Source organism: Pseudomonas benzenivorans (genome assembly GCF_024397895.1).
Taxonomy (GTDB): Bacteria; Pseudomonadota; Gammaproteobacteria; order Pseudomonadales; family Pseudomonadaceae; genus Aquipseudomonas; species Aquipseudomonas benzenivorans_A.
Window position 1 is genome coordinate 2,778,222 of record NZ_CP073346.1, and the last position, 24,490, is coordinate 2,802,711.

Annotated in this window: 22 protein-coding genes; 13 read left to right on the forward strand and 9 right to left on the reverse strand. The window is 67.6% G+C overall.

Annotation, left to right across the window (positions count from 1 at the left end):
- Positions 1-27: 27 nt before the first annotated feature.
- The 8 genes from KDW96_RS12985 to KDW96_RS13020 all read left to right on the forward strand — a co-directional run bounded on the left by KDW96_RS12985 (position 28) and on the right by KDW96_RS13020 (position 11,314).
- Positions 28-1,407 carry an SLC5/6 family protein gene (locus KDW96_RS12985; RefSeq protein WP_255836671.1) on the forward strand — a complete coding sequence of 460 codons (1,380 nt, stop codon included), beginning with the start codon at positions 28-30 and terminating at the stop codon, positions 1,405-1,407.
- A complete protein-coding gene (locus KDW96_RS12990; RefSeq protein ID WP_255836672.1) occupies positions 1,407-2,375 on the forward strand; it encodes a hypothetical protein in 969 nt (322 codons plus the stop codon). The genes KDW96_RS12985 and KDW96_RS12990 overlap by 1 nt, the downstream gene beginning before the upstream one ends.
- Positions 2,372-4,513 carry a dihydrolipoyl dehydrogenase family protein gene (locus KDW96_RS12995; RefSeq protein ID WP_255836673.1) on the forward strand — a complete coding sequence of 714 codons (2,142 nt, stop codon included), beginning with the start codon at positions 2,372-2,374 and terminating at the stop codon, positions 4,511-4,513. The genes KDW96_RS12990 and KDW96_RS12995 overlap by 4 nt, the downstream gene beginning before the upstream one ends.
- Complete coding sequence (locus tag KDW96_RS13000) at positions 4,510-5,232, forward strand: DUF3047 domain-containing protein (protein ID WP_255836674.1); 723 nt, start codon at positions 4,510-4,512, stop codon at positions 5,230-5,232. The genes KDW96_RS12995 and KDW96_RS13000 overlap by 4 nt, the downstream gene beginning before the upstream one ends.
- 71 nt (positions 5,233-5,303) lie before the next feature.
- A complete protein-coding gene (locus KDW96_RS13005) occupies positions 5,304-6,380 on the forward strand; it encodes an FAD-dependent oxidoreductase (RefSeq protein ID WP_255836675.1) in 1,077 nt (358 codons plus the stop codon).
- Between the two features lie 148 nt (positions 6,381-6,528).
- On the forward strand, positions 6,529-8,097 hold the full coding sequence (locus KDW96_RS13010; protein WP_255836676.1) for a methyl-accepting chemotaxis protein: 1,569 nt from the start codon (positions 6,529-6,531) through the stop codon (positions 8,095-8,097).
- 385 nt (positions 8,098-8,482) lie between these two features.
- Complete coding sequence (locus KDW96_RS13015; RefSeq protein ID WP_255836677.1) at positions 8,483-9,859, forward strand: glutamine synthetase family protein; 1,377 nt, start codon at positions 8,483-8,485, stop codon at positions 9,857-9,859.
- Between the two features lie 141 nt (positions 9,860-10,000).
- A complete protein-coding gene (locus KDW96_RS13020; protein ID WP_255836678.1) occupies positions 10,001-11,314 on the forward strand; it encodes an NAD(P)/FAD-dependent oxidoreductase in 1,314 nt (437 codons plus the stop codon).
- A gap of 168 nt (positions 11,315-11,482) precedes the next feature.
- On the opposite strand, the gene KDW96_RS13025 is transcribed toward KDW96_RS13020, so the two are convergent.
- Positions 11,483-11,647 carry a DUF2986 domain-containing protein gene (locus KDW96_RS13025; RefSeq protein WP_208707429.1) on the reverse strand — a complete coding sequence of 55 codons (165 nt, stop codon included), beginning with the start codon at positions 11,645-11,647 and terminating at the stop codon, positions 11,483-11,485.
- Positions 11,648-12,177: 530 nt separating this feature from the next.
- Here KDW96_RS13025 and KDW96_RS13030 point away from each other — a divergent pair.
- Positions 12,178-13,689 (forward strand): autotransporter outer membrane beta-barrel domain-containing protein, encoded by a 1,512-nt coding sequence (locus KDW96_RS13030; RefSeq protein ID WP_255836679.1) that lies wholly within the window; start codon positions 12,178-12,180, stop codon positions 13,687-13,689.
- 130 nt (positions 13,690-13,819) lie between these two features.
- Here the strand turns inward: KDW96_RS13030 and KDW96_RS13035 are convergent, their stop codons facing one another.
- Positions 13,820-14,026, reverse strand: a complete 207-nt coding sequence (locus tag KDW96_RS13035; protein ID WP_255836680.1) for a hypothetical protein — start codon at positions 14,024-14,026, stop codon at positions 13,820-13,822.
- 242 nt (positions 14,027-14,268) lie between these two features.
- Here KDW96_RS13035 and KDW96_RS13040 point away from each other — a divergent pair, with 242 nt between their 5' ends.
- Together KDW96_RS13040 and KDW96_RS13045 are read left to right on the forward strand one after the other, a co-directional pair.
- Positions 14,269-14,685: a hypothetical protein gene (locus KDW96_RS13040; protein WP_255836681.1), complete on the forward strand. Its 417-nt coding sequence runs from the start codon at positions 14,269-14,271 to the stop codon at positions 14,683-14,685.
- Positions 14,682-15,137: a hypothetical protein gene (locus KDW96_RS13045; RefSeq protein WP_255836682.1), complete on the forward strand. Its 456-nt coding sequence runs from the start codon at positions 14,682-14,684 to the stop codon at positions 15,135-15,137. Before KDW96_RS13040 ends, KDW96_RS13045 begins: the two co-directional genes overlap by 4 nt.
- A gap of 179 nt (positions 15,138-15,316) precedes the next feature.
- Here KDW96_RS13045 and KDW96_RS13050 read toward each other — a convergent pair whose 3' ends face one another.
- Positions 15,317-17,320 carry a metallophosphoesterase family protein gene (locus KDW96_RS13050; protein ID WP_255840523.1) on the reverse strand — a complete coding sequence of 668 codons (2,004 nt, stop codon included), beginning with the start codon at positions 17,318-17,320 and terminating at the stop codon, positions 15,317-15,319.
- Between the two features lie 85 nt (positions 17,321-17,405).
- Positions 17,406-18,083, reverse strand: a complete 678-nt coding sequence (locus KDW96_RS13055) for a Crp/Fnr family transcriptional regulator (RefSeq protein ID WP_255836683.1) — start codon at positions 18,081-18,083, stop codon at positions 17,406-17,408.
- Between the two features lie 93 nt (positions 18,084-18,176).
- Between KDW96_RS13055 and KDW96_RS13060 the strand changes: the two genes are divergently transcribed.
- On the forward strand, positions 18,177-18,689 hold the full coding sequence (locus KDW96_RS13060; RefSeq protein WP_255836684.1) for an Mpo1 family 2-hydroxy fatty acid dioxygenase: 513 nt from the start codon (positions 18,177-18,179) through the stop codon (positions 18,687-18,689).
- Positions 18,690-18,709: 20 nt separating this feature from the next.
- Here the strand turns inward: KDW96_RS13060 and KDW96_RS13065 are convergent, their stop codons facing one another.
- Positions 18,710-19,444 carry a hypothetical protein gene (locus KDW96_RS13065; RefSeq protein ID WP_255836685.1) on the reverse strand — a complete coding sequence of 245 codons (735 nt, stop codon included), beginning with the start codon at positions 19,442-19,444 and terminating at the stop codon, positions 18,710-18,712.
- Between the two features lie 282 nt (positions 19,445-19,726).
- On the opposite strand from KDW96_RS13065, the gene KDW96_RS13070 reads away from it, so the two are divergent.
- Positions 19,727-20,308 (forward strand): alpha/beta hydrolase, encoded by a 582-nt coding sequence (locus tag KDW96_RS13070; protein ID WP_255836686.1) that lies wholly within the window; start codon positions 19,727-19,729, stop codon positions 20,306-20,308.
- On the opposite strand, the gene modC is transcribed toward KDW96_RS13070, so the two are convergent.
- The 4 genes from modC to KDW96_RS13090 all read right to left on the reverse strand — a co-directional run bounded on the left by modC (position 20,305) and on the right by KDW96_RS13090 (position 24,482).
- Positions 20,305-21,432 (reverse strand): molybdenum ABC transporter ATP-binding protein, encoded by a 1,128-nt coding sequence (gene modC, locus KDW96_RS13075; protein ID WP_255836687.1) that lies wholly within the window; start codon positions 21,430-21,432, stop codon positions 20,305-20,307. The two genes, KDW96_RS13070 and modC, sit on opposite strands and share 4 nt — an antisense overlap.
- Positions 21,429-22,109, reverse strand: coding sequence for a molybdate ABC transporter permease subunit (modB, locus tag KDW96_RS13080; protein ID WP_255836688.1), 681 nt, complete (start codon positions 22,107-22,109; stop codon positions 21,429-21,431). The genes modC and modB overlap by 4 nt, the downstream gene beginning before the upstream one ends.
- A 14-nt stretch (positions 22,110-22,123) precedes the next feature.
- The gene (gene modA, locus KDW96_RS13085) at positions 22,124-22,879 is read right to left on the reverse strand and encodes a molybdate ABC transporter substrate-binding protein (protein WP_255836689.1); all 756 of its coding nucleotides are present in this window, start codon (positions 22,877-22,879) and stop codon (positions 22,124-22,126) included.
- Between the two features lie 277 nt (positions 22,880-23,156).
- Entirely contained in the window at positions 23,157-24,482 is a 1,326-nt protein-coding gene (locus tag KDW96_RS13090; RefSeq protein WP_255836690.1) for a tetratricopeptide repeat protein, read from the reverse strand.
- Positions 24,483-24,490 lie beyond the last annotated feature (8 nt).

Here is a 24,490-nt window from a genome sequence, read left to right on the forward strand (position 1 = left end):
CGCACCCTAGGGTCTAAGGAGTAAGCAATGGAAGGAAGCAGCGTGATCGGGCTGTTTTTCTGGGGATTTCTGCTGGTCTATGGTGCGCTGATGGTGGCCCTGTCGCCCCGCGCGGTGACCCTCGGCGGCTTCTTCAATGGCGAGGACAGCCAGGGCCGCAGCGCCGCGCCCTGGCTGCTGACCTCGAGCATCTTCATCAGCTGGATCTTCGCCAAGTCGGTGACCAACGCCGCCAACCTGGGGGCCAGCTACGGCCTGGTCGGCGGCCTGGCGTACGCCACCTACTGGCTGTCGATTCCCCTCACCGGCCTGGTCATCTACCGCCTGCGCCGGCGCTTCGCGGCCACCAGCCTGGTCGGCTTCTTGCGCAGTCACTACGGCCGCGGCGCGGCCCTGGCGTTCTCGGCAGCGATCCTGATCCGACTGTTCAACGAGGTGTGGAGCAACACCGCGGTGGTCGGCGGCTACTACGGCGACTCGGGCAGCGCCGAGTTCATCGGCGCCGCCCTGCTGTTCACCGCCGTGACCCTGGCCTACAGCCTGCGCGGCGGCCTGCGCAGCTCCATCCTCACCGACGCGGCCCAGGCGGCGATCTTCGTCGTGGCCCTGGTCTGGGTGCTCGGCCTGGTGCTGCCGCAGCATTCCCCGGCGGAACTGGCCAGTACCAGTCACTGGGCCCTGGACGCCGGGGTCGATCTGCTGCTGGTCGCCGGCCTGCAGATCTTCAGCTACGGCTTCCACGACCCGGTGCTGACCGATCGCGGCTTCATCAGCGAAGAACGCACCATGCGCCGTTCGTTCATCCTCGCCGGGGTGCTGGGCTTCGTCGCCATCCTCGCCTTCAGCCTGATCGGCGTGCACGCCCAGCTGAGCGGCCTGGCCGCCTCGGACAACGTGCCGGCGGCGCTGGCCAAGAGCCTGGGCATCGGCGCCCTGCTGGTGATGACCGTGGTGATGGTCTCGGCCGCCGGCTCGACCCTCGACTCGACCTTTTCCAGCCTGGCCAAGCTGGCCGGGCGCGAGCTGCCGCTGCTGGCCGGCCGCGACCTGGGACAGAAGGCCATCGGCGTGGGCATGGCGGTGATGGTGCTGTTCGCCCTGCTCGGCAACCTGCCGATGATCGCCGGCACCGACATACTCAAGGCCACCACCATCAGCGGCACCATGGTCATCGGCATGGCCCCGGTGTTCATCCTGCACGGCCTGGTGCGCCCGACCCGGCTCGGTTTTCACCTGAGCTTCTGGTGCGGCATCGCCCTGGGCCTGGCCCTGACCCTCGGCTGGATTCCCCAGGCCTGGGCAATAGGCGAGGGCAAGTACGCCCTGTTGCTGGGCACCAACCTCTACGGCCTGGGGCTGTGCGTGCTGGGCTATCTGCTGCCCGGCTGGTGGCGGGGGCGCGGTTGATGCGCGCCGGGCGCGACTGCCCGCTGGACTACCGCCTGCCGCGCGATGCCTTCGCCGGCGAGGCGCTGTTCGACTGCGACAGCCTCTACGTGGTCGGCGGCCTGTACGGCAACCGCCAGGCCCTGGCTGCCGTGCAGCGCCTGCTGCGCGCCGAGCCGCAGGCCCGGCTGGCGTTCAACGGCGACGCCCACTGGTTCGACCGCGATCCGGCGGTTTTCCAGGCGGTCGAGCAGGGCCTGCAGGGGCACCTGGTGCTGCGCGGCAACGTCGAGACCGAGCTGGGGCGCGGCGCCGACAGCGGTGCCGGTTGCGGCTGCGCCTACCCGATGAGCGTCGACGACGCCGTGGTCGAGCGCTCCAACGCCATCCAGGCCGAACTCGGTCGCACCGTGCAGCGCCTGCCCGGCCTGGCTGCGCAACTGGCCGCGCGGCCAGCCTGCGCGCTGGTGAGTGTCGGCGGCCGGCGCGTGGCGATCAGCCATGGCGACGAGCGTTCCCTGGCCGGTTGGGACTGCGCCCGCGAGGCCCTGGCCGAGCCTGCGCGGCAACGCCAGCTGGACGACTGGTTCGCCGCCACCGGGGTGCAGGCGCTGGCCACCAGTCACACCTGCGCCGCCGCCGCGTTGAACCTGGGCAGCGGCGCGCTGATCAACAACGGCGCGGCCGGCCTGTCGAACTTCGCCGGTGGTCGCTACGGCCTGCTCAGCCGCATCGCCACTACCCCCCATCCCGACGCCCTGTACCGCTGTGAGCGCGCGGGCCTGTATATCGAGGCGCTGGCGCTGCACTACGACCACCACGCCTTTCTCGCCGAGTTCGACCGCCAGTGGCCCGCGGGCAGCCCGGCGGCCTCGTCCTATCGTTCACGCATACTGGCGGCCGGCCTGGAGCCGCCGCAGGCGGCCCTGCTGGGCGGCTTCACCCTCAACCCGCACAGTGGCTGTGCACCGGAGACACGCATCGGATGAACCTTCGCAAACTGCTGCTGGTGGCGCTGATCGGCGCCCTGATCGCCGCCTTCTTCTTCTTCGATCTCGGCCAGTACCTCAACCTGGAGGCAATCAAGGCCCAGCAGGCGGTCCTCAACGCTCAGGTCGCGGCCCACCCCTGGCAGGCCGCGGGGCTCTACTTCCTCGCCTATGTGGCGGTGACCGCCTTGTCGCTGCCGGGCGCGGCGCTGATGACCCTGCTGGCCGGTGCGCTGTTCGGCCTGCTCGAGGGCTTCGTCCTGGTGTCCTTCGCCTCCACCCTGGGCGCCAGCCTGGCCATGCTCAGCAGCCGCTTCGTGCTGCGCGACTGGGTGCAGAGCCGCTTCGGCAAGCGCCTGGCGAGCATCGACGCGGGCATCGAGCGCGAGGGCGCCTTCTACCTGTTCGCCCTGCGCCTGGTGCCGATCTTTCCGTTCTTCGTGATCAACCTGGCCATGGGCCTGACCCGCCTGCCGCTGCGCACCTTCTGGTGGGTCAGCCAGGTCGGCATGCTGCCCGGCACCCTGGTCTACGTGAACGCCGGCCGCGAGCTGGGCCAGCTCGAGGGCCTGGGCGGCATCCTCTCGCCGGGCCTGCTCGGCGCCTTCGTCCTGCTCGGCCTGTTCCCGCTGCTGGCGCGCAAGCTGCTGGACCTGCTCAAGGCGCGCCGGGTCTACGCCGGCTGGCACAAGCCCAAGCATTTTGAGCGCAACCTGCTGGTGATCGGCGCCGGCGCCGGTGGCCTGGTCAGCGCCTATATCGCCGCGGCGGTGAAGGCCAGGGTCAGCCTGGTGGAGAAGCACCAGATGGGCGGCGACTGCCTGAATACCGGCTGCGTGCCGTCCAAGGCGCTGTTGCGCTCGGCCAAGCTGGCCCACGAGCTGCGCAAGGGCGAGGCCCTGGGCCTGCGCGGGGTGAGCGGGGAGGTGGACTTCGCCGCGGTGATGCAGCGCGTGCAGCGGGTCATCGGCGACATCGCCCCCCACGACTCGGTGGAGCGCTACACCGAACTGGGCGTCGAGGTGATCCAGGGCGCGGCGCGCATCACCTCGCCCTGGACGGTCGAGGTGGGCGGCGAAACCCTGAGCAGCCGAAACCTGATCATCGCCGCCGGCGCCCGTCCCCTGGTGCCGAAGATTCCCGGCATGGAGCAGGTGCAGGCCTACACCTCGGACAATATCTGGACCCTGCGCGAACAGCCGCGCTGGCTGCTGGTGCTGGGCGGCGGGCCGATCGGCTGCGAGCTGGCCCAGGCCTTCCAGCGCCTGGGCAGCCAGGTGATCCAGGTGGAAATGGCCGAGCGCCTGCTGCCGCGCGAGGACAGCGACGCCAGCGCTGCGCTGCTGGCCAGCCTGCGGGCCGACGGCGTCGACGTGCGCCTGCAGCACCAGGCCGAGCGCTTCGAGCTGGTCGACGGCGAGCAGCGCATGGTCGCCCGTCGCCTCGACACCGGCGAGCAGGTGACCATCGCCTTCGACTGCCTGCTGCTGGCCCTCGGCCGGGTGGCCAACGTCAGCGGCTACGGGGTCGAGGAACTGGACCTCAGGCTGCGCGCCAACGGCACCCTGGAAACCGACGAGTACCTGGCCACGCGCTTCCCCAACATCTACGCGGTGGGCGACGTCACCGGCCCCTATCAGTTCACCCATGTCGCCGCGCACCAGGCCTGGTACGCCGCGGTCAACGCGTTGTTCGCTCCCTTCAAGCGCTTCAAGGCCGACTACCGGGTGATTCCCTACTGCACCTTCACCGCGCCGGAAGTGGCGCGGGTCGGCCTGTCGGAGGGCGAGGCGCGGCAGCAGGGGGTGGCCTACGAGGTCACCCGCTACGGCATCGACGACCTCGACCGGGCCATCGCCGACGAGGCCGCCCATGGCTTCGTCAAGGTGCTCACCGAGCCGGGCAAGGACCGCATCCTCGGCGTCAGCATCGTCGGCGAGCAGGCCGGCGAGCTGCTGGCCGAATACGTGCTGGCGATGAAGCACAACCTCGGCCTGAACAAGATCCTCGGCACCATCCACAGCTACCCGACCCTTGCCGAGGCCAACAAGTACGCCGCCGGCGAGTGGAAGCGCGCCCACGCGCCCCAGGCCCTGCTGCGCTGGGTCGAGCGTTTCCACGGCTGGCGGCGCGGATGAGCCGGGCGCTGCTGGCCCTGGCCCTGCTGCCGGCCCTGGCCGTTGCCGACGCAGCGGACAACCGCCTGACCCCCTGGACGGCCGGGCCGCCCGGCGGCGAGTGGTCGGCGCCCTGGCGGGTGGCCGACATTCCCAAGCTCGAGGCGCCGCAGCGCAGCCTGGTCGAGCGGGACGGCCGCCTGGCGCTGCACATCCGGGCCGACGCCGCGGCCGGCGGCCTGCTGCACCCTTTGGACCTGCCCGGCGACCGCCCCTGGCAGCTGAGCTGGCAGTGGCGCAGCGAGGGGCGCCTGGAGCAGGCGCGCTTCGCCACCCGCGAGGGCGACGACTACGCCGCGCGGGTCTACGTGCTGCTCGACTACCCGCTGGACGAGCTGCCGTTCCTGACCCGGCAGAAGCTGCGCCTGGCCCGCACCTTCTACGACCCCAGCCTGCCGGCGGCGACCCTGAGCTACGTCTGGGACAACCGCCGGGCGCCGGGCAGTCATGCCCGCAGCGCCTACACCGAACAGGTCGAGATGCGCGTGCTGCGCGGCCCCGAGGCGCCGCTGGGGCAGTGGCTGGAGGAGCGCCGCGACCTGCGCGCCGATGCCATCGCCGCCTTCGGCAGTGCGCCTTCGCGCATCCTCGGCGTGGTCTTCGCCGCCGACAGCGACAACACCGGCGAGCGGGTGGAGAGCTTCTTCGCCGCGCCCCACCTGCAACCCGCCGCCCCCTGAATACGCCTTGCACGACGGCCGCTGCTGCCGCCATCCTCTGCGTCTGCCCCGCCGTGAAGAGCCGTTAGCCGATGAACCACTACGACCTGATCCTGCTTGGCGCCGGCCACGCCCACCTCGGCGTGCTGCGCCGCTGGGCCCTGGTCGAGCGGCCGCCGGGACGCATCGCCCTGCTCAGCGCCGGCCCCCAGGCCTGGTACTCGGGCATGCTGCCGGGCCTGCTGGCGCAGCGCTTCGGCCCGGAGGAGTGCCGCATCGAGCTGGACCCGCTGTGCCGCGCGGCCAAGGTCGAGCTGATCGTCGCTCAGGCCGAGGGCCTGGACCCACAGCAGCGCCAGGTTCGCCTCGACGATGGCCGGCACCTGGCGACCCGCTGGCTGTCGCTGAACGTTGGCGCCGAGGTGGCTGCCCCGCCACAGCGCGGCGCGGCCATGCAGGCCCTGGCGGTCAAGCCCTTCGCCGACTTTCTCGCCGGCTGGCGCGCCTGGCAGGCCGATCCGCAGCCGTTGGCGATCCTCGGGGGCGGCGCGGCCGGGGTGGAACTGGCCCTGGCCCTGGCCGGCCAGGTGCCCGAGCTGTCGCTGTTCTGCTCCGCTCAGTTGCTCGAGGGCCACAACCCCGGCCTGCACATGCGCGCCTGGGGACACCTGCGCCAGCGCGGGGTGCGGGTGCGCGAGCATTGCCCGATCGACCTGATCGACGGCGACCGCCTGGTCAGCGGCGAGGATCCGGTCTGGCGCGGCGGCCGCCTGCTCCTGGCCAGCGGCGCCCGGGCGCTGCCCTGGCTGGGGCACAGCGATCTGGCCTGCGACGCGGGCGGCTTCGTGCAGATCGGCGCCACCCTGCAGAGCCACTCCCACCCCTGGGTCTTCGCCGTCGGCGACTGCGCCAGCCTGCCGGGGGCGCGCAAGAGCGGGGTCTACTCGGTGCGCCAGGGCCCGGTGCTGGCGGCCAACCTCGCCGCCGTGCTGCGCGGTCAGCCACTGCGCCGCTACCGGCCGCAGCGCCACAGCCTGGCGCTGCTGGCCACCGGTGACGGCGGCGCGCTGATGGGCTGGCAGCAGTGGAGCGCCGGCGGCCAGCTGTTCGGGCGCTGGAAGGACCATCTGGACCAGGGCTTTATCCGCCGACACAGCATCTCCGGTTAGCCTCGTTCGACCAAAGTGCGATGGCCGGGGCGCCCCCGGCATGCTCGAATCGACCGCACGCGAGGCCCGCCGGGAAGAGTCCCGAGGCGCCCCACGAGGCCGGTCGATTCGGCCTGGCATCGCCAGAACAACAACAACGAGGTCTGCCATGAATTCTGCCGCCACCCGCCATCCGCGGGCCTGCCTGCTGCATGCCCTGGGCCTGGTCACGCTGCTGCTGGTCGTACAGCACCTGCAGTTGTCGCCCTACGTCGCCGTGCCGCTGCTCCTGTTGCTCGGCCTGTGGCCCTGGCTCGGCGCCTGGCGCGGCGGGGCGCAGGCCGCGCCAGGGGAGGCTGTTGCCGCCGGCGGCTTCTTCGCGCTGAGCCAGAACCTGTCCCGCCACACCTGTCACAACGCCCTGTCCGCCGCCCAGGTGGCCCACGCCGTGCAGCAACTGGCGGGCAAGCTGCAGTCCCAGCTCGGCGCCATCGACCAGGTGAGCCAGGGCGCCGAAGCCATCACCGGCACCGAGCAGGACAGCGCCCAGCGTGCCCAGCAGACCCTGGCGGCCGCGCAGACCGTGCGCCAGAGCAGCGCCAGCGGTCAGCAGGAGGTGCAGCAGGCGATAGCGCGCATGCAGCAGCTCAGCGCCCAGACCGCCGCCAGCCGCGAGTTGATCGACGGCCTCGGCCGGCGCACCGAGCAGATCGAGCAGGTCACCCAGGTGATCCAGTCGATCGCCAGCCAGACCAACCTGCTGGCGCTCAACGCGGCCATCGAGGCGGCCCGCGCCGGTGAGCAGGGCCGCGGCTTCGCAGTGGTCGCCGACGAGGTGCGCAACCTCGCCGCCCGCACCGCCAGCGCCACCGAGGAGGTCGGCCAGATGGTCGCCGATATCCGCCAGCAGAGCGCCGCGGTGGTCAGCCATATCCAGCGTCAGGCCGATGAGCTGGAGCAGGCCGCGCGCCAGGTGGAACAGACCGGCGCGCAGCTGCACGGCATCGCCGAGCTGGCGGTGGACGTCGAGCGCCAGGTGGAGCAGATCAGCGCCGGCACGGCGAACAACCACGAACGCCTGGCCAGCCTGTTCGTCGCGGTGGAGCAGCTGCGCGGCGACGTGCGCGCCAGCGAGGGCCAGACCCGTCAGCTCGGCGGCGCCGCCGAGCAGCTGGTCGGCCAGGCCGAGGCGGTCAGCGAGCAACTCGCCGAGGTCGGCCTGGACGCCTACCACCAGCGCATCTACGACCTCGCCCGCGAGGGCGCGGCGGCCATCGCCGCGCGCTTCGAGGCGGACGTCCAGGCCGGACGCATCGCCCTGGCCGACCTGTTCGACCGCCAGTACCAGGCGATCGCCGGCAGTTTTCCGGCCAAGTTCAAGACCCGTTTCGACGGCTACGCCGACCAGGTCCTGCCGGCCATCCAGGAGCCCCTGCTGGCCCGCCATGAAGGCCTGGTGTTCGCCATCGCCAGTACCCCGGAAGGCTACGTGCCGACCCACAACAACGCCTTCAATCATCCGCCGACCGGCGACCGCGCCGTGGACACCGCGCGCAGTCGCAGCAAGCGCCTGTTCAACGACCGCACCGGCATCCGCTGTGGCAGTCACCAGCAGGCGCTGCTGCTGCAGACCTACATGCGTGACACCGGCGAGCTGATGCACGACCTGTCGGTGCCGATCCGCGTCCAGGGCCGCCACTGGGGCGGTCTGCGCCTGGGCTACAAACCGGAACCCTAGGATCTGCTGGCGGCGGGTCAATGTTTAGTGCGAACGAAACCGAGCATGCGAACAATCGAATTTAACCGGCGCTGAGCGCCGTGCGAGCCTTTGGTCATGTCTTCGCCAGCCCGTCGCTCCGCCCCGTCCGCCCATTGCCCGCGCCAGCGGGTAGGCGGCGTGCTCGGGGTAGACGGCAGCAACTCCCGCCTGCCTGAAATCCTCGCCTTCTGGGCGCTGTGGCATTGCCGCCACGCGCGCCCACCGGATGCACCTCTCGGCTATATCTGAATAGACCAGTCGCAACCCCTTGCGACCCTTTCCATCAGTGTCGTGCCGCCTGCTGCCGCGTCCGCGCCGCAGCTTCGCCGGCACAGTGCGCCGAGTCGGCGCTAACGAGAGCCCCATGTCATTCGCATCCGTGCAGGACGCCCAGGATTTCCTGGCGCACAACCCCGATATCGAACTGTTCGAACTGTTCATCCTCGACGCCAACGGCGTGCCGCGCGGCAAGCTGTTGCACCGCGACGAGCTGCTCGCCGTGTACCAGAGCGGCCGGCCGCTGCCCAGCACCATCCTCGGCCTGAGCATCAATGGCGACGATGTGGAGGACACCGGGCTGGTCTGGGAGGTCGGCGACATCGACTGCCGCGCCTACCCGCTGCCCGGCAGCCTGGTGCGCCTGCCTTGGCGGCGCATCCCCACCGCCGCGCTGCAGGTCAGCATGCACCCGCAGCAGGGCCTGCCGGCCACCGTCGCCGACCCCCGGCATGTGCTGGTGCGGATGATCGAGGGCCTCAAGGCCGAGGGCTTTCACCCGGTGATGGCCTGCGAGCTGGAGTTCTACCTGCTCGACCAGCGCCGCGATGGCGAGGGCCGGCCACAGCCGGCGCGGGATGCCGACGGCGGCCGCCCGCGCAGCACCCAGGTCTACGGCCTGCGCGAGCTGGAGCAGCTCGAACCCTTCCTCAAGGACCTCTACGCCGCCTGCAAGGCCCAGGGCATCCCGGCCCGCACGGCGATTTCCGAGTACGCCCCGGGCCAGGTGGAAATCACCCTGGAGCACGGCGACGCGCTGGCGGCCATGGACCAGGCCGTGCGCTACAAGCGCCTGGTCAAGGGCGTGGCCAACAGCCATGGGATGCAGGCCTGCTTCATGGCCAAGCCCTTCGACCACCTGGCCGGCACCGGCATGCACATGCATGTCAGCCTGGCCGACGCGGCCGGACGCAACCTGCTGGCCGGTGAGCCGAATGACCTCGACGGGCCGGCCGGCAGCCTGCTCAAGCAGGCCCTGGGCGGCATGCTCGCCAGCCTGCTCGATTCCCTGCTGCTGTTCTGCCCCAACGCCAACTCCTACCGGCGCTTCCAGGCCAACAGCTACGCGCCGCTGGCGCCGACCTGGGGCGTCGACAACCGCACCGTCAGCCTGCGCGTGCCGGGAGGGCCGGCCGTCAGCCGGCATATCGAGCACCGCATCTGTGGCGCCGACGCCAACCCCTACCTGGCCGCGGCGGCCATCCTCGCCGCCATCCACCGCGGCATTCGCGAGCGCCTCGACCCGGGCGCGCCCATCGAGGGCAATGGCTATGCCCAGGCCAAGACGCTGCTGCCGACCGAGTGGCTGACCTCGATCCAGGCCCTGCAAGGCTCCGCCTGGGCCCGCGAGGCCCTGGGCGCGGACTTCCTCAAGGTCTACCTGGCGGTCAAGCGCGCCGAGTACCGCCAGTTCATGGCCGAGGTTGGCGAACAGGACTGGCGCTGGTACCTGACCCAGGCCTGAGCCCGGTATCTATGGGTAGGGTGCGCGGGGGCGCCCAGCCTGTGCGCACCGATATATCTGTGTGCGCAGGGGCCAGGCGTCTCCGCGCGCCCTAAGACCTGCGGTGCGCACGGCGCACCCTACGCTAACGAGGATTACTCCATGAATGCTGTCACCCAGGCCGCACTTCCGGCCGCCGAGCGCTGTCCGTCCTACTACAGCGCCACCCTCAATGAGGAAACCCGCTACCCGACCCTGAAGGGCCACCACAGCGTCGACGTGGTGATCATCGGTGGTGGCTTCACCGGCGTGGCCAGCGCCGTGGAGCTGGCCGAGCGCGGCCTCAAGGTGGCCGTGTTCGAGGCGAAGAAGATCGGCTGGGGCGCCACCGGGCGCAACGGTGGCCAGGTCACCGGCAGCCTGTCGGGCGACGCCGCCATGCGCAAACAGATGGGCAAGCGCCTGGGCCGCGAGGTGGACGACTTCATCTGGCAGCTGCGCTGGCGTGGCCACGACATCATCGAGCAGCGGGTGGCCAGGTACGGCATCGCCTGCGACCTCAAGCACGGCCACCTGCACGCGGCGATGAAGCCCAGCCACATGGCCGAACTCGAGGCCGCCTATGAAGAGGCCGTGCGCCGCGGCATGGGCGCGGACGTCAGCCTGCTCGATGGCGCCGGGGTGCGCGAGCAGCTGGGCAGCGAGCTGTACTGCGGGGCGATCAAGAACAACCGCAACCTTCACCTGCACCCGCTCAACCTGTGCCTCGGCGAGGCCCGCGCGGCCGAGGGCCTCGGCGCGCTGATCTTCGAGCATTCCGAGGTGCTGCAGATCGTCCATGGCGCCAGGCCGGCGGTGATCACCGCCGAGGGGCGGATCGACGCCCGCCAGGTGCTGCTGGCCGGCGACGTCTACCACAAGCTGGAACCCAAGCAGCTCAAGGGCATGATCTTCCCGGCCATGGGCGGCATCGTCACCACCGCGCCGCTGGGCGAGCTGGCGCAGCAGATCAACCCCCAGGACCTGGCCGTCTACGACTGCCGCTTCGTCCTCGACTACCATCGCCTGACCGCCGACGGCCGCCTGCTGTTCGGCGGCGGCGCCAACTACTCCGGGCGCGATTCGCGGGACATCGCCGCCGAGCTGCGCCCGGCCATCGAGCGCACCTTCCCCCAGCTCAAGGGTGTGGCCATCGATTTTCAGTGGAGCTGCGCCATGGGCATCGTGATGAACCGCATTCCCCAGCTCGGCAAGCTGTCGGACCACGTCTGGTACTGCCAGGGCTACTCCGGCCACGGCATCGCCACCAGCCACATCATGGGCGAGATCATGGCCGAGGCGCTGACCGGCAGCCTGGGGCGCTTCGACACCTTCGCCGCCTGCAAGCACATCAAGGTGCCCCTGGGCGAGCAGCTGGGCAACCCGATGCTGGCGGTCGGCATGTGGTACTACCAGTTGCTGGAGAAGCTGCGCTGAGTGCGGGTAGCGCGCTACATGGTGCTGGCGCGGAGAAGGGGTCGTTTAGATTGGGCCGGTTTCAGCACATAAATAGGATGGGTTGAGTGAAACGCTACCCATCAGATACCCAGACAAACCAAAGTGCTGAGCCGGCGGCAGCATGGGTATCGCTGTGCTTAACCCATCCTACGAACTCTCAGGAGTGATGCTTGAATCCGGGCTGGCTTCAGCGGCCAGTTTTAACCGATCGGCTTTGCTTATGTACGTGGATTTTTTCTTGGGTGCCTTTTTGGCATTGGCCTTTTTGGCGTGCGCCTCGAGTAGCTGTTTGATTTTCTTGCGGCGATTCATGGGTTTAAGCCGTGTTAGTTAATAAGGGCATGCAAATAAAACGGGTTGCGTGAGTTGTCTAGCGGCTCGATGTCTCTGAGCTGATCATAAGTAGATCACTCCGCCCCTCCCTTTAGTTGATCATGGTTTGCTCCGGCTAGGACGGTAGTCGCTTGGAAGCGAATGGCGACTATCGGCCAATAGCGGTCATCGTTAGCCTACGTATACTGGCCAGATTGAAGGTACCGCTGTCGTGATCTAGGAGCAGCTGCCAAGAAAGCTCCAGCAGCAACCCCATTTACACAGGACTTAGTACACCCTTTTACACGATAATGCCAATCGCTCAGTGTGTAACCAGAGCTGTCTTGTTCGCCTCTAACGTATAACCGAGCGCAGTAGCTTTCACCCAGTCTGCAGAGCAATAGAGGAGAGACCACAGATATCAGCCTACCCAATCGAACAAAACTAAAATTAATCGTGGTCTGTCCCTTGTTATCACGTGGCCTGCCCCCTGTTATCATATTCGCTGCATCTTAATTAGAGGTATTACTATGCCAAAAGGCAAGAAACCAAACTGCCGCCGTGCTCCTGTGATGGTCGGCACTTTGCTTGTCGCACTCAGCTCGTCAGTGTTTGCGGCTGAATTAACGACCACATTCGCTGGTGGAAACGGCCAAAATGGGAATATGTTCGATATTTCGGCCACTGGCAGTAGCGGTTTCACTATTACTGGCATTGCTCAAAACTTTGATAGCGCACAACCGATTTCGGGGTACCAAATATGGGTCGCTACAGGAGGGGTTACAGGTAATACGCAAAATGCGTCTGCTTGGACTTTGCTCGCCAGCACGGGAAGTTTTGTTAGTAACGCGTTCGGGACCCCCACCTTATTGCCTTTTACGACTCCGCTTTCGATTGCCTTGACCCCGGGGCAAACAATCGGTCTTTACTTGACAAATACGGATGGCTCGTCGGTTGCGTATACGAACGGGTCAGGGGTTGGGAGCGTCGCAGCAAGCGATGAGCTGCTCACCATCTATGAAGGCTACGGGAAAGCGTATTCTGTTGATTTCCTCGGAAGTACCTTTTCTCCAAGAATTTGGAACGGGACGCTTTACTATTTCTCGGGCCCAGATGCTGCCAGTACTCTAGCTTCAATGCAGCAAAACGCTTCGGGTTTACGTAATATTTTCTCGTTACAAAGCTCTTACGTAAACCCTGGGTTAAGTTACGACTGCTCGATTTTTGATAAGAATGGTATCTGTGTTGCCGTCTCAGGTCGGAACACTGACACCAGCGGCGATGGCCCCGAGGCTACCTCGGGAGTTCTGACGGTTGCCTATGAACTCAATCCGAATATCAGGATTGGTGGCTTCCTTGAGCAATATGTTTCCGACTATTCAAGCGGTGGAGTCAACGTTAAAAACAACAACCCCGACTTCGGTATCTTTGGGGTCTGGTCTCAAACGGGTACTGACGAAGGGATCAAGGTTCGTGCCGCGTATCGATATGGCAAGCGAGACCTTAGCATCACGCGCGATGCGATAGATACCGCCGAGGCCGGTAGCGGGAGCTCCAAACTTGTTACTGAAGGTACGCAACTCACTACCAGTTATGGGTACACCCTCAGCAGCACCGTGCTGGCCAGCCCGTACCTAGGTGTTCGTTACACGAACATTGCCCGTAACGGCTACACGGAATCCGCTTCCGACACCGTGTCTGCACCGCTGCACTTCGATACCTTGCGTCAAGAATCGACGTCGTTGCTGGCTGGTGTGGATCTGTCGGCATTGGTTGCCCCTTCCGTGACGATCAATGGTTCTGTCGGCGTTGAAACTGATACGCAGCGTAGGGTTGGCGAATACTCTGCGACTGGCGTGGCCGATCTTGCCGCGATTGAATTCAACGGTGATACCCGCAAAACTCGCATGGTTGGCTCGGCAGGTGTGACTTACAAGATCGACCGCGCCCAGCAAATTAGTGCCCAGACCTGGTACCGCGAAGAGGCTTACGGCTCGACGGCAACGACAACCGGAATGGTCACTTATACTGTTGGTTTCTGAAACTCTGAACCGCCACGAAGAACCCGTCGGGAAATCTGCGGGTTTTTTATTTCTTCAACTGGCACATGGTGGAGTCAAACAATAACAAAGGGGTCGGGGTGATTTATTCTTATTCACTCCGGCCCCTTTATCATGTCATTCGAATTTGGTTGTTTTTTAGATTCTCAATATCCCAGCATGACCCGAACTCGTTATACCTACCGAGCCGATATTTATAGATTGATTTAGGCATGACCCTTTGCTTTAACTGCTGTGCGGCTTTTACGTTTACCGACCCCAAATCATCTACCGTGACAATTAACTTCACAAGCTCATCGTAAATGCTCTCAGCATCCATTGCGACTCTCCTAGTAACGGCGTTGCGCCATGAGTAAATCAGAGATTAATCACTCCAGTATATTTTTTGTGGACCGCTAACTGCCTGAGCCTGAGCATCCACCACCGGACGAAAGCCGGGGGCTATGGCTGCAACATCTGGCACAGGAGTCGGCGCTCATACAGGCACGTTGAGTGGGTCGCCGTCGCCATTGCGCATTGGAATGGGAGGGCTAACCTAAGCTAGATGCTTGGTAGCTGAACATGGGGATTGAAATGGACCTATTCCTTGCAGGGCTGAAGGAGATCGCCGGCGCTTCGTCGCAGCTCACTACATGGGCGCTGGCCATGCTCGGCGGCTCGGTAGCCGTCGTTATTGGATCTTCGCATTACAGTCCTGCTGGCCGGAGATGGCGTAGCTTCTATTTTCTCCTAGCTCCAGTCTGGATCTTTCTGCTGGTATCCGTTCGGGCGGGCAATGAGCTCTCGCGTAGCTACCTAGCTGCGTTGTTTACCAAGGGTGCCGCCCAGGATGAGGCGTTCAATCAGATCAACGCCGACTTCCAGGCCCAACTGGATTACCTATTCTACGGAGTCATCGCGTTTGCAGTTTGGCTCACAGCCTATCTTCTTTGGTGGGTGCTATTGCGCGACGTTGACTGTGGGGAGGGCGACGCATGAAGCCGAACTTCGGTGTCGGAATGCTGATCTGGATGGTTGCGACGAACGTTTCGGCGGACGTCACATGCAAGTGCGAGTCCTTCCCATTTTTGCCTTCGCCTCCTTGTCCAAAGGTATGCAGGGCTCTTTTGATAGAGAAAGCCGACATTGGCGCGCTTACGACAAGCCTAAAACTGTCGAACGACGAAGCCCTAGCAGTTGAGCGATATCGCCAGCGCTTTGGCTTCGCCAATACGCCAAACCCGCCGACTCATTGGGATGTAGAGCTTACGCCTGAAGAAATTGCCGATGTTGCGAAGGTAAAGCAGAAGGTTGTCGACCTCGAAAGCCAGCAGATCAAGCCTCTGATCAGGACAATCAAATCACCTGATCGGACAGTTCCCTACTCTGAGTGGGTCGAGCACAGGCAGGAATTTCAGCTACCGATTGAGCTAAAGGATAGTCTTCAATAGTCCGATGTTTTTGACTTACCAGTTCTGGCTGCGGCTGCCGAACCTGACAGGCAGCTTCTGGCCGGTTTCTGCCGGTTGCCACAGGCCGCTTCGGGTCGATCTCTGCCTTGCACTTCTTGGGCGCGCTAAATTCCATGCCCCTCAAGAGGCGTGCCACTTCGCACCTGTAAATAGGTGGGCTAGCGCGCGGACTTGTCGCCGGCCGCCAGGGCGCGGCCGGCCGGTGCCTGCTGCGCCGCGCGCTGGGCGGCCTCGCGGTCTTCGACGAAGCTGACGGCGGCCGAGCCGTCGGCGTTGTGCTGGAGGATCTCGCGCGGTTGGCCCTGCTCGTCGAAGAACACCTGGCCGAGACCGGCGCCGTTCCACAACCGTTCGCCGGCCTGGCTGCGGCTGGGGATGCGCGGCACCACCTGCAGGCGTCGGCGCTTGGTCAGCCAGTTGAGCGGCGAGCGCGGCGAGTAGAGCCAGCGGTTGAGGCGGTCGAACCAGTCGAGCAGGCGCCTCGGGAACTCGTTCTTCAGGCCGCTGCTGGTGATCTGCCAGATATGCGGGGCGCTCTTGCGATGGCGGATCAGCACCTGGTAGACGAAGGAGTAGTGCACGTCGCCGGACAGCACCACGTAGCAGCCCGGGGTGCGCGAGTGGCGGAAGATGTTGAGAATCACCTGGGCGGCGCCGCGATGGGCCATCCAGTTTTCCGCATCGACCATCAGCGGGTGGCCGATCCAGGTGAACAGCCGCTGCACCGCCTCGATCAGCTTGACCCCGAAGATCGGCGCCGGCGAGACGACGATCGCCGCCCGGTGGTCGAGCAGCGCCTGCTGCAGCTCGCACAGGCCTTCCCAGTCGAGCAGGCCGGACGGCCGCTGCGGATTGCGCTCGCTGCGCCAGCGCCGGGTGCGGGTGTCGAGCACCAGCAGCGCCGGCTCGGTCGGCAGCACGTAGTGCCAGTGGTGGAAGTGCAGCAGCCGATCGATCAGGGCGTCCTGGGCGCCGCTGTCCAGGTGGTTGCGCCCGTCGCGCCCGGCGTTCATGGCCTGCAGCTGCTCCACGGCCTCGCCGAACACCTCCGGGTCGTTGCCCCAGCCCTGGCACAGCAGGTAGGCGATCAGCGCATTGCCGATGATGCGCTTGGAGAAGGGGTGACCGTAGGCCGTTTCCTCCCACTGCGCCGACAGGTTCCAGTCGTCGGTGACGTCGTGGTCGTCGAAGATCATCAGGCTCGGCAGGTGGGCCAGGGCGCGGGCGACCCGGTCGAGACCGTCGCGGAAGTCGTCGATGTGCTGGCGTTCGCGCTCGTAGCGCTCGGCCCGTTCGGTATTCAGGGGCGGGCGCCGGGTACCGAGCAGGGTCCAGGGCGTCGGTGACCACACCAGCAGGTACATGGCCAGCATCTCGGCCAGGGTGACCAGGTGGTTGTCGGCGCTGCTTGTGGTGAAGATCGGTTTCTTCACCCCGCCGAAGAAGCGCTCGCGCAGGCTGTCGTTGTCGTCGTCCAGCGCCGGCAGCAGGTCGGCGCGCTGGTAGTAGCCGACCTCGTGGGCATAGAGGGCGTCGCTGTCCTCGACCAGGGCGCCCTCGAGGCGTTCGCCGAACAGGCCGAGGCGCTCGATCAGCTGGTGGATCGCCCGCAGCATGGGCCCGGCGACGTCGTCGGCGTACACCTGGTCGCCACTCATCAGCAGCAGCGCCGGGCGCTCTTGAGGCCCATGGGCTTCGCCCAGCAGGCGGTCGGCGCAGAGCAGGCCGTCGGCGGCGGGGTGGTGCGGCTTGCGGCAGGAGCCGTGGAGCAGCTGTTCGAGGCGCGCGCGCAGGACGAAATTCGGCCGCTCGGCACCGTCGTACAGCAGGTGCGGCGCCCAGTCGGCGATACCCTGGGTCTGACCGTCGTCGCCGGCGATCAGCAGGTCGTAGTCGATCTGCAGGTCGCTGGGCAGCGGCGTATCCAGATGCAGGTCGATCAGGTGGATGAAGGCGTGTTCGCCCACCTGCAGCACCTGGCAGTGCGCCTCGTCCAGCGGGTAGTCGCGCGGGCCAGTCGGCTCGCTGTCGAGGCGCAGGGTCAGCGACAGCGCCCGCGAGCCGACCAGCCAGAGCACCAGACGGTCCGGCTGCAGGCGCCGCAGCAGGGGGCCGGCGAGGACGGCTGGCAGGGCATCGGTGGCGGGCTGCTGCTGGGTCATCGGCACATCGGGCTCCGGCTGGCAGGTGGGCGGCGCACCGGGGGAGGATACACCCTCATGCCGCTGTCGGCCGCCAGGCTGGCCGCTACTGAGCCGCCTGGCGCAGGCGCGGCAGGTCGAGCAGCTCGATCTCGCCGTAGCTCAGGCGCACGATGCCCCGGGTCTCCAGCTCCTTGAGGATCTGGTTGGTGGTCTGGCGGGACAGGGCCAGCATCAGCGCCAGTTGCTCCTGGGCCAGGTGCAGCACCCGGCGCGGTTCGCCCTCGCCGTAGTTCTCGGCGATCAGCAGCAGGCGCCGGGCCAGGCGCGGCGCCGCCGGCAGCAGGCTCATCTCCTCCAGGGCGGTGAAGGTCAGGCGCAGCTTCTGGCTCATCAGCAGGGCGAAGTCGCGCCAGTGCCGGGGTTCGTCCCGCAGCAGCGCCAGCAGCTCGGCCTGGGGCACCAGCAGCAGGGTGCTGGCGCCCTCGGCGACGGCGTCGTGGGTGCGTGGCTGGCCGTCGAACAGGGCGATTTCGCCGAACCAGGCCGGCGCCTCGACCAGGCTCAGCAAGGCCTCCTTGCCGGCGCGGTTGACCGCGCCGATGCGCACGGCGCCCTCGAGGACCGCATACAGTCCGCTGGGCGCGTCGCCGCGGCGGAACAGGCGCTGGCCGGGCTCCAGCCGCTGCACCCGGGCCAGCGCCAGCAGGCTGTCCTGCAGGGCGGCCGGCAAGGCGGCGAACCAGTGGCCTTCGAGCAGGCGCGCGCGCTGGGCATCGTTCATCGGGCGTCTCCGGGGTTTGTCGGCTGGCTGACAGAGTGGCGCGGCGCGCCGGGCGCAAGATGGGCCGGACTGTCCAGCCCGAGGATCACCCGAATGAAAGGCCTAGTCGAGCACCTGGCGCAATACGCCGCCTACCACCGCGACCGGCGCAACATCGCCAGCCACTTCATCGGCATCCCGATGATCGTCCTCTCCGTGGCCGTGTTGCTGTCGCGCCCGGGCCTGGAGCTGGCCGGCCTGTGGCTGTCGCCGGCAACCCTGGCGGTGCTGGCGGCGGGGCTGTTCTACCTGCGCCTGGACCTGCGCTTCGGCCTGCTGATGGCGGTGCTGCTGGGGCTGTGCCTGTGGCTCGGTGCGGCGCTGGCGGTTCGGAGCACCGGCCTGTGGCTGGGCAGCGGGCTGGCGCTGTTCGTCATCGGCTGGGCCATCCAGTTCGTCGGCCACCATTACGAGGGGCGCAAGCCGGCCTTCGTCGACGACATCATGGGGCTGCTGATCGGCCCGCTGTTCGTCGCCGCCGAGGCCGCCTTCCTGCTCGGCCTGCGCCGCGAGGTGGAGCGGGCGGTGGTCGAGCGGGCCGGGCCGACCCGCATCCGCGGTGCCTGACCCGGCGCCGCCGAGCCGACTCAGGGGTTGAGGGCCATCCACTGCTGGGTCAGGGCGCGGCTGTGGCGATCCACGGTGATGGGGGCGAAGGGCCGGCCGGAGATGCTTTCCAGGGTATTGCTCTGGCTGTTCATGTCGCTCAGGGCGGCCTTCAGGTATTCCCAGCGCACCTTGAGCTTGTCGGCCTTGCCGCCCTGCGCCGCCAGTTCCTGGTCGATGGCCGGCATCAGCAGGCGCTCGTCCTGGCCCAGGTAGGTGTCGGGCTGTTCGCGGGCGATCTCGAAGCTGCCCATGTAGGCGCGGCTGAGGTACTGCACGGCGAGGTACTCGATCTTCGCGGACAGCTCGCTGGCGCCGCTGGCGGGCAATTGCCGGGCGGCATGCAGGAAGTCCCGCAGGGCCTTGCTCAGCTCCTTGGGGTAGCCCCAGGGCAGGTTGTCTTCGCCGGGGCCGAAGGACACCCCGCGGCGCAGCTGGGTGACCAGCTCCAGGTGGCTGGCGCTCAGCGTATCGCTGGACTGCGGCAGGCTCTGCACCGCGGCGGCGAGGGTCTGGATATCGCTTTCCAGGCGCTGCAGGTGGGCCTTCTGGAAACCTTCGCCGCGCACCAGCAGCAGGCTGCTGGTGGCGCGGCTGGCGTGCATCTGCACCTGCACCTGGGGGCTGGTGAACTCGGCAAAGACCAGTGGCGGGAGGCTGGCGAGGACGCCAAGCGTCCAGAGGAGTAACGGTCGAAACAACGACTGAATGCGCATCCGGGGTGCTCCTTGTTGTTTTTGTGAGCAGTGCGGAACAAGAGTGGCGCAGCGGGGCGCCGCACGGAAGAGTACTGCGAGTGCCGGCCCGAGGCATGCCCCAAAAGAGTGATTTCGTCGGAAACAGTCGGCCTGCCCTCGAGCACTCGGACGTCGCCGGGGAGCACAGGGCTGGTCGGTTTTTTCGCACAAGTGAATAAGCAAAGAAGTTTTTATTCTTTTTTATCTATGGGCGCTGCTGCCTACACTCGCCGCCGGAGCACGCCGCCGGAGGCCTTCTGCATGAGCAATGAACACATCCGCTACCTGATAGTACCGGGCTGGCAGGGTTCGCCCGCCGGGCACTGGCAGAGCCACTGGCAGCGCAGCCTGGCGGGCAGCGCCCGGGTGGAGCAGGCCGACTGGCTGGCGCCGCGTCGCGAGGATTGGGTCGCCGAGTTGCAGCGCTGCATCGCCGCCGATCCGCGGCCGACCCTGCTGATCGCCCACAGCCTGGGCTGCATCACCGTGGCGCACTGGGCGGCGCAGGCGCCGGCCGCGCTGCTGCAGCGGGTGAGGGGTGCGCTGCTGGTGGCGCCGGCGGACGTCGAACGGGACAACTGCCCGGCGGCCCTGCGCAACTTCGCGGCCATTCCGCGTCGGCCCCTGCCGTTCGCCAGCCTGCTGGTCGGCTCGGACAGCGACGCCGCCGCCAGTGCCGCGCGGGCCCTGGAGATGGCGGCTCACTGGGGCAGCGAGGCCCACGTGCTGGCCGGTGTCGGGCACATCAACGTGGCCTCCGGGCACCGGCGCTGGGAGCAGGGCTTCGAGTACCTCTATCGGCTGCAGGGAATGGTGGCCGCGCGGGACCGTCTGCGCGCCTAGTCGGAGGCCAGCAGCGACACCGACTTGATCTGCAGCCAGAGGGCCTGCTGCGGGTGGATGCCCAGCTTGTCGAAGGAGAAGCGGGTGATGCGGGCGATCAGCCGCTCGTCGCCGACCCGCAGGTTGACCAGCATCTGCCCCTGATCCTCCAGCGCCAGCCAGTGTTCGACCCGCGCCGGCAGCAGGTTGAGCAGGCTGGTGCCCTCGGCCCGGTGCAGGCTCAGGCTGACATCCCGCGCCTTGACCTTGATGCGCACCGCCTTGCCGGTCGGCAGCGGGCCGTGGGTCAGCTGCAGGCGGGCGTCGCCGCCACCGAGGCGGATGCTCAGCAGCTGGTAGGCCGGGTCATAGTCGCTGACCCGCCCCTCGACCACCGCCTCGGCATCGTCTTCCAGGATGAACGGCAGGTCGTGGCGCAGCAGGGTCTCCTTCAGCGGCCCGCTGGCCAGCACCCGACCCTGCTCCAGCACCACCAGGTGATCGGCCAGGCGCGCGACTTCGTCCGGGGCGTGGCTGACGTAGAGGATCGGGATCTCCAGTTCCTGGTGCAGGCGCTCCAGGTAGGGCAGCACCTCCTGCTTGCGCTTGTGGTCCAGGGAGGCAAGCGGCTCGTCCATCAGCAGCAGGCGCGGGCTGGTCAGCAGGGCGCGGGCGATGCCGACGCGCTGGCGTTCACCGCCGGACAGCCGCTCGGGCATGCGCTGCAGCAGCGCGGCGATGCCGAGCAGCTCGGCGGCCTGCTCCAGTTGCACCCGGCGCTGCGCGGCGGGAATGCGCTTGAGGCCGAACTCCAGGTTGCCGCGCACCGACAGGTGGGGAAACAGGTTGGCGTCCTGGAACACGTAGCCCAGGGCCCGCCGATGCGGGGCGAGGAAGTGCCCGCGGGCGCTGTCCTGCCACAGCTCGCCATTGACCCGCAGGTAGCCTTCGCGCGGCTGCTCCAGGCCGGCGAAGCAACGCAGGCAGCTGGTCTTGCCCGAGCCGGAGGGGCCGAACAGGGCGGTGATGCCGCGTCCCGGCAGACGCAGGTCGAGGTCCAGGGCGAAGTCGGGGTGTTCGATGCGAAAGCGCGCCTCGATCAGCCGCTCGGCGTCTGCGCTGGCGGCGTCGTGGCGTCCGCTCATCGCCAGGCCTGCCGGGCATGGCCGCTGGAGTAGAGCGCCAGCAGCACGATGAAGGAGAAGGCCAGCATGCCGCCGGCCAGCCAGTGGGCCTGGGCGTACTCCAGGGCCTCGACATGGTTGTAGATCTGCACCGAGGCCACCTGGGTCTTGCCGGGGATATTGCCGCCGATCATCAGCACCACGCCGAACTCGCCGACCGTGTGGGCGAAGCCGAGGATGGCGGCCGTGACGAAGCCGGGCCTGGCCAGCGGCAGGGCCACGCTGAAGAAGCTGTCCCAGGGCCCGGCGCGCAGCGTCGCGGCCGCCTCCAGCGGCGCCCGGCCGATGGCCTCGAAGGCGTTCTGCAGCGGCTGCACGACGAAGGGCAGCGAGTAGATCACCGAGCCGATCAGCAACCCGCTGAAGCTGAAGGTCAGGGTGCCGAGGCCCAGGCTCTGGGTCAGCTGGCCGATGAACCCGTGGGGGCCCATGCTCACCAGCAGGTAGAAGCCGATCACCGTGGGGGGCAGCACCAGCGGCAGGGCGACGATGGCGCCGACCGGGCGCTTCAGCCAGGAGCCGGTGCGCGCCAGCCACCAGGCGATGGGCGTGCCGAGCAGCAGCAACAGCACGGTGGTCAGCGACGCCAGCTGCAGGGTCAGGAGGATGGCGTCGAGGTCGGCTTGGCTCAGGGGCATCTGGGGGGCAGGACTCAGTGCTGGTAACCGTAACGGCGAATGATAGCGGTTGCCGCCGGACTCTTCAGATATGCCAGCAGCGCGGCGGCCACCGGGTTGTCCGCGCCGCGGCTGAGCAGCACCGCATCCTGGTGCAGCGGCTCATGCAGCGCGGCAGGCACCACCCAGGCCGAGCCCTCGGCGATCTCGCCGTCCCGGTAGACCTGGGACAGGGCGACGAAGCCCAGCTCGGCATTGCCGCTGGCGACGAACTGCAGGGTCTGGCTGATGCTCTGGCCCTCGACCCGCTTGCCCGCCACGGCTTGGCTGAGGCCGAGCTTGTCCAGCACCTGGCTCGCCGCCAGGCCATAGGGCGCGGCTTTCGGATTGGCCATGGCCAGGTGCCGGTACTGACCGGTCTTCAGCACCTGTCCCTCGGCATCGACGAAGCCCGGCTGCGCCGACCACAGCACCAGGGCGCCGGTGGCGTAGGTGAAGGCTGAGCCGGCGACGGCCAGGCCGTCGCGCTCCAGCCGCGCCGGCGTGGTCTGGTCGGCGGCCAGCAGCAGCTCGAAGGGCGCGCCGTTGCTGATCTGCGCATAGAGCTGGCCGGTCGCGCCATAGGCGACAAGTACCCGGTGGCCGCTGTCCTGTTCGAACTGGCGGGCGATGGCCTGCATCGGCGCGGTGAAGTTGGCGGCCACGGCCACCTGCACCTCGGCGGCCAGGACACTGCCGATGCACAAGGCGCTGGCGCAGAGGGCAAGCAGGGGACGGGCGAAATGTCGCATCGGTGAGCTCCTGGGGCGGCGAGGCGGGTAATGCCTACTCGCTGTTTGCTTCTGTACGGAGCGCTGGCGCCGTTGTCGCCGCAGAAGGCTGTGTGGCGGTTCAAGGGGCGTGATCGGCGGTTCCCGATGCCTGGTGCCAGGACCGATCGGCGGCCAGGCATCAGGGCAGACGGCATCTTGGAAATATCTGACTGCAAAATCAAGTGACGTTGGCAGCCGTTGCGGCACGCGTCGAATGCCCTGCGCTGCGCCCAGGTGGCCGCAGCGCAGGGCTTTTTCAGGCCGCCCGCTGCTCCGCTGCGCGCTCGGTCAGGCGGCGACTCAGCGGGCTCTCGGGGCGCACCGCCAGCCGCTCGTGGCACAGCGCCGTGGCCAGGCACTGCTGCCCGGCGCGGAAGGCCGCCTCGATCAGGGTCAGGTCGAGCAGGTCGCGCTGTGCGTGGCTGCCGCCGAAGCGCTGGGCGATGGCCCGCACCGGCCGCAGCAGGCGCACGGCCTGGGCATAGTGGCCGTCGCCGAAGGCCAAGATGGCCTGGGCCACCGGCTCGCCGACCTCGGCGGTGAAGCGCGCATTGTCGGTGTTGCCGCGCAGCATTTGCTGCTGCGCCTCGAGCAGTGCGCAGGCGGCCTCCGCTCGACCGGCGCCGACGAACGCGAGAATCGCGTGGACATCGTTGAAGGCGTAGTGGCCGGCTACGGCCAGGGACTGCCAGCGCTCGGCGAGGTCCTGCCAGCGCTGGCCGAGCTCCACGCCCAGCAGCTGCAGGCGCCAGAGCAGCGCCGAGGCGTCGACCAGGTCCAGCACTGCGCTGGAACCGGCGCCGTTGATCGGGCCGTCGAACAGCGCCAGCACCTCGTCGATCTCGCCCAGCTCCAGGTGGAACAGCGCCAGGTGCCACCAGTTGTGCACCTGAAAGAAGCTGTCCTGCGCCCAGGCCTGCGGGCCGGTGCGCATCCAGGCGATGCCTTCGCGCTGCCGGCACTGCATCTCCAGCACGTGGGCCACCGCATGCTGCGCCCAGCCATCGCGGGGCTCGAGCTCCACGGCGCGGCGCCCGGCGGCCTCGGCGGCGGCATAGTCGCCGGTTTCCTCGAGGCCGAAGGCATGCATGCCGAGCACCGCGTGATAAGCGGGCATGCCTGGCTGCCAGGCCGGCAGCGCGCGAGCGATGCGGTCGCGGAGCATGCGCGAGCGGCCGGTGAAGAAGTCCACCTGGTGCCCGGCCTGCAGGGCCAGGATATCGCGGGGTTGTTCGATCGACAGGTCCTCCAGGGTCTGCCCCGCCAGATGCCAATGGCCCGCGAGCAGCCGGCCGACGACCGCGACGTGACCGTGCTCCTGTGGGGTGGCCGGCAAGCGTGCGGCGCTGGCGTAGCAGGCCCGGGCGACCGCCAGGCCCGCGGGCTCGGTACCGAGCAGGTGCAGGTAGGCCTTGAGCACATGGGCCATGACGAACGCGGGACTGGCCGCCAGGGCCGCGTCGACGGCGGCCAGCGGGTCGCCGCGGTAGCACTGGAACTGGCGCAGGGCGTTCTCGTAGTGCGCCAAGCTGGTCGAGTCGGCCCCGGACAGTGTCAGGCCGAGCATGTCTCTGGTGGTCATCCGCATTA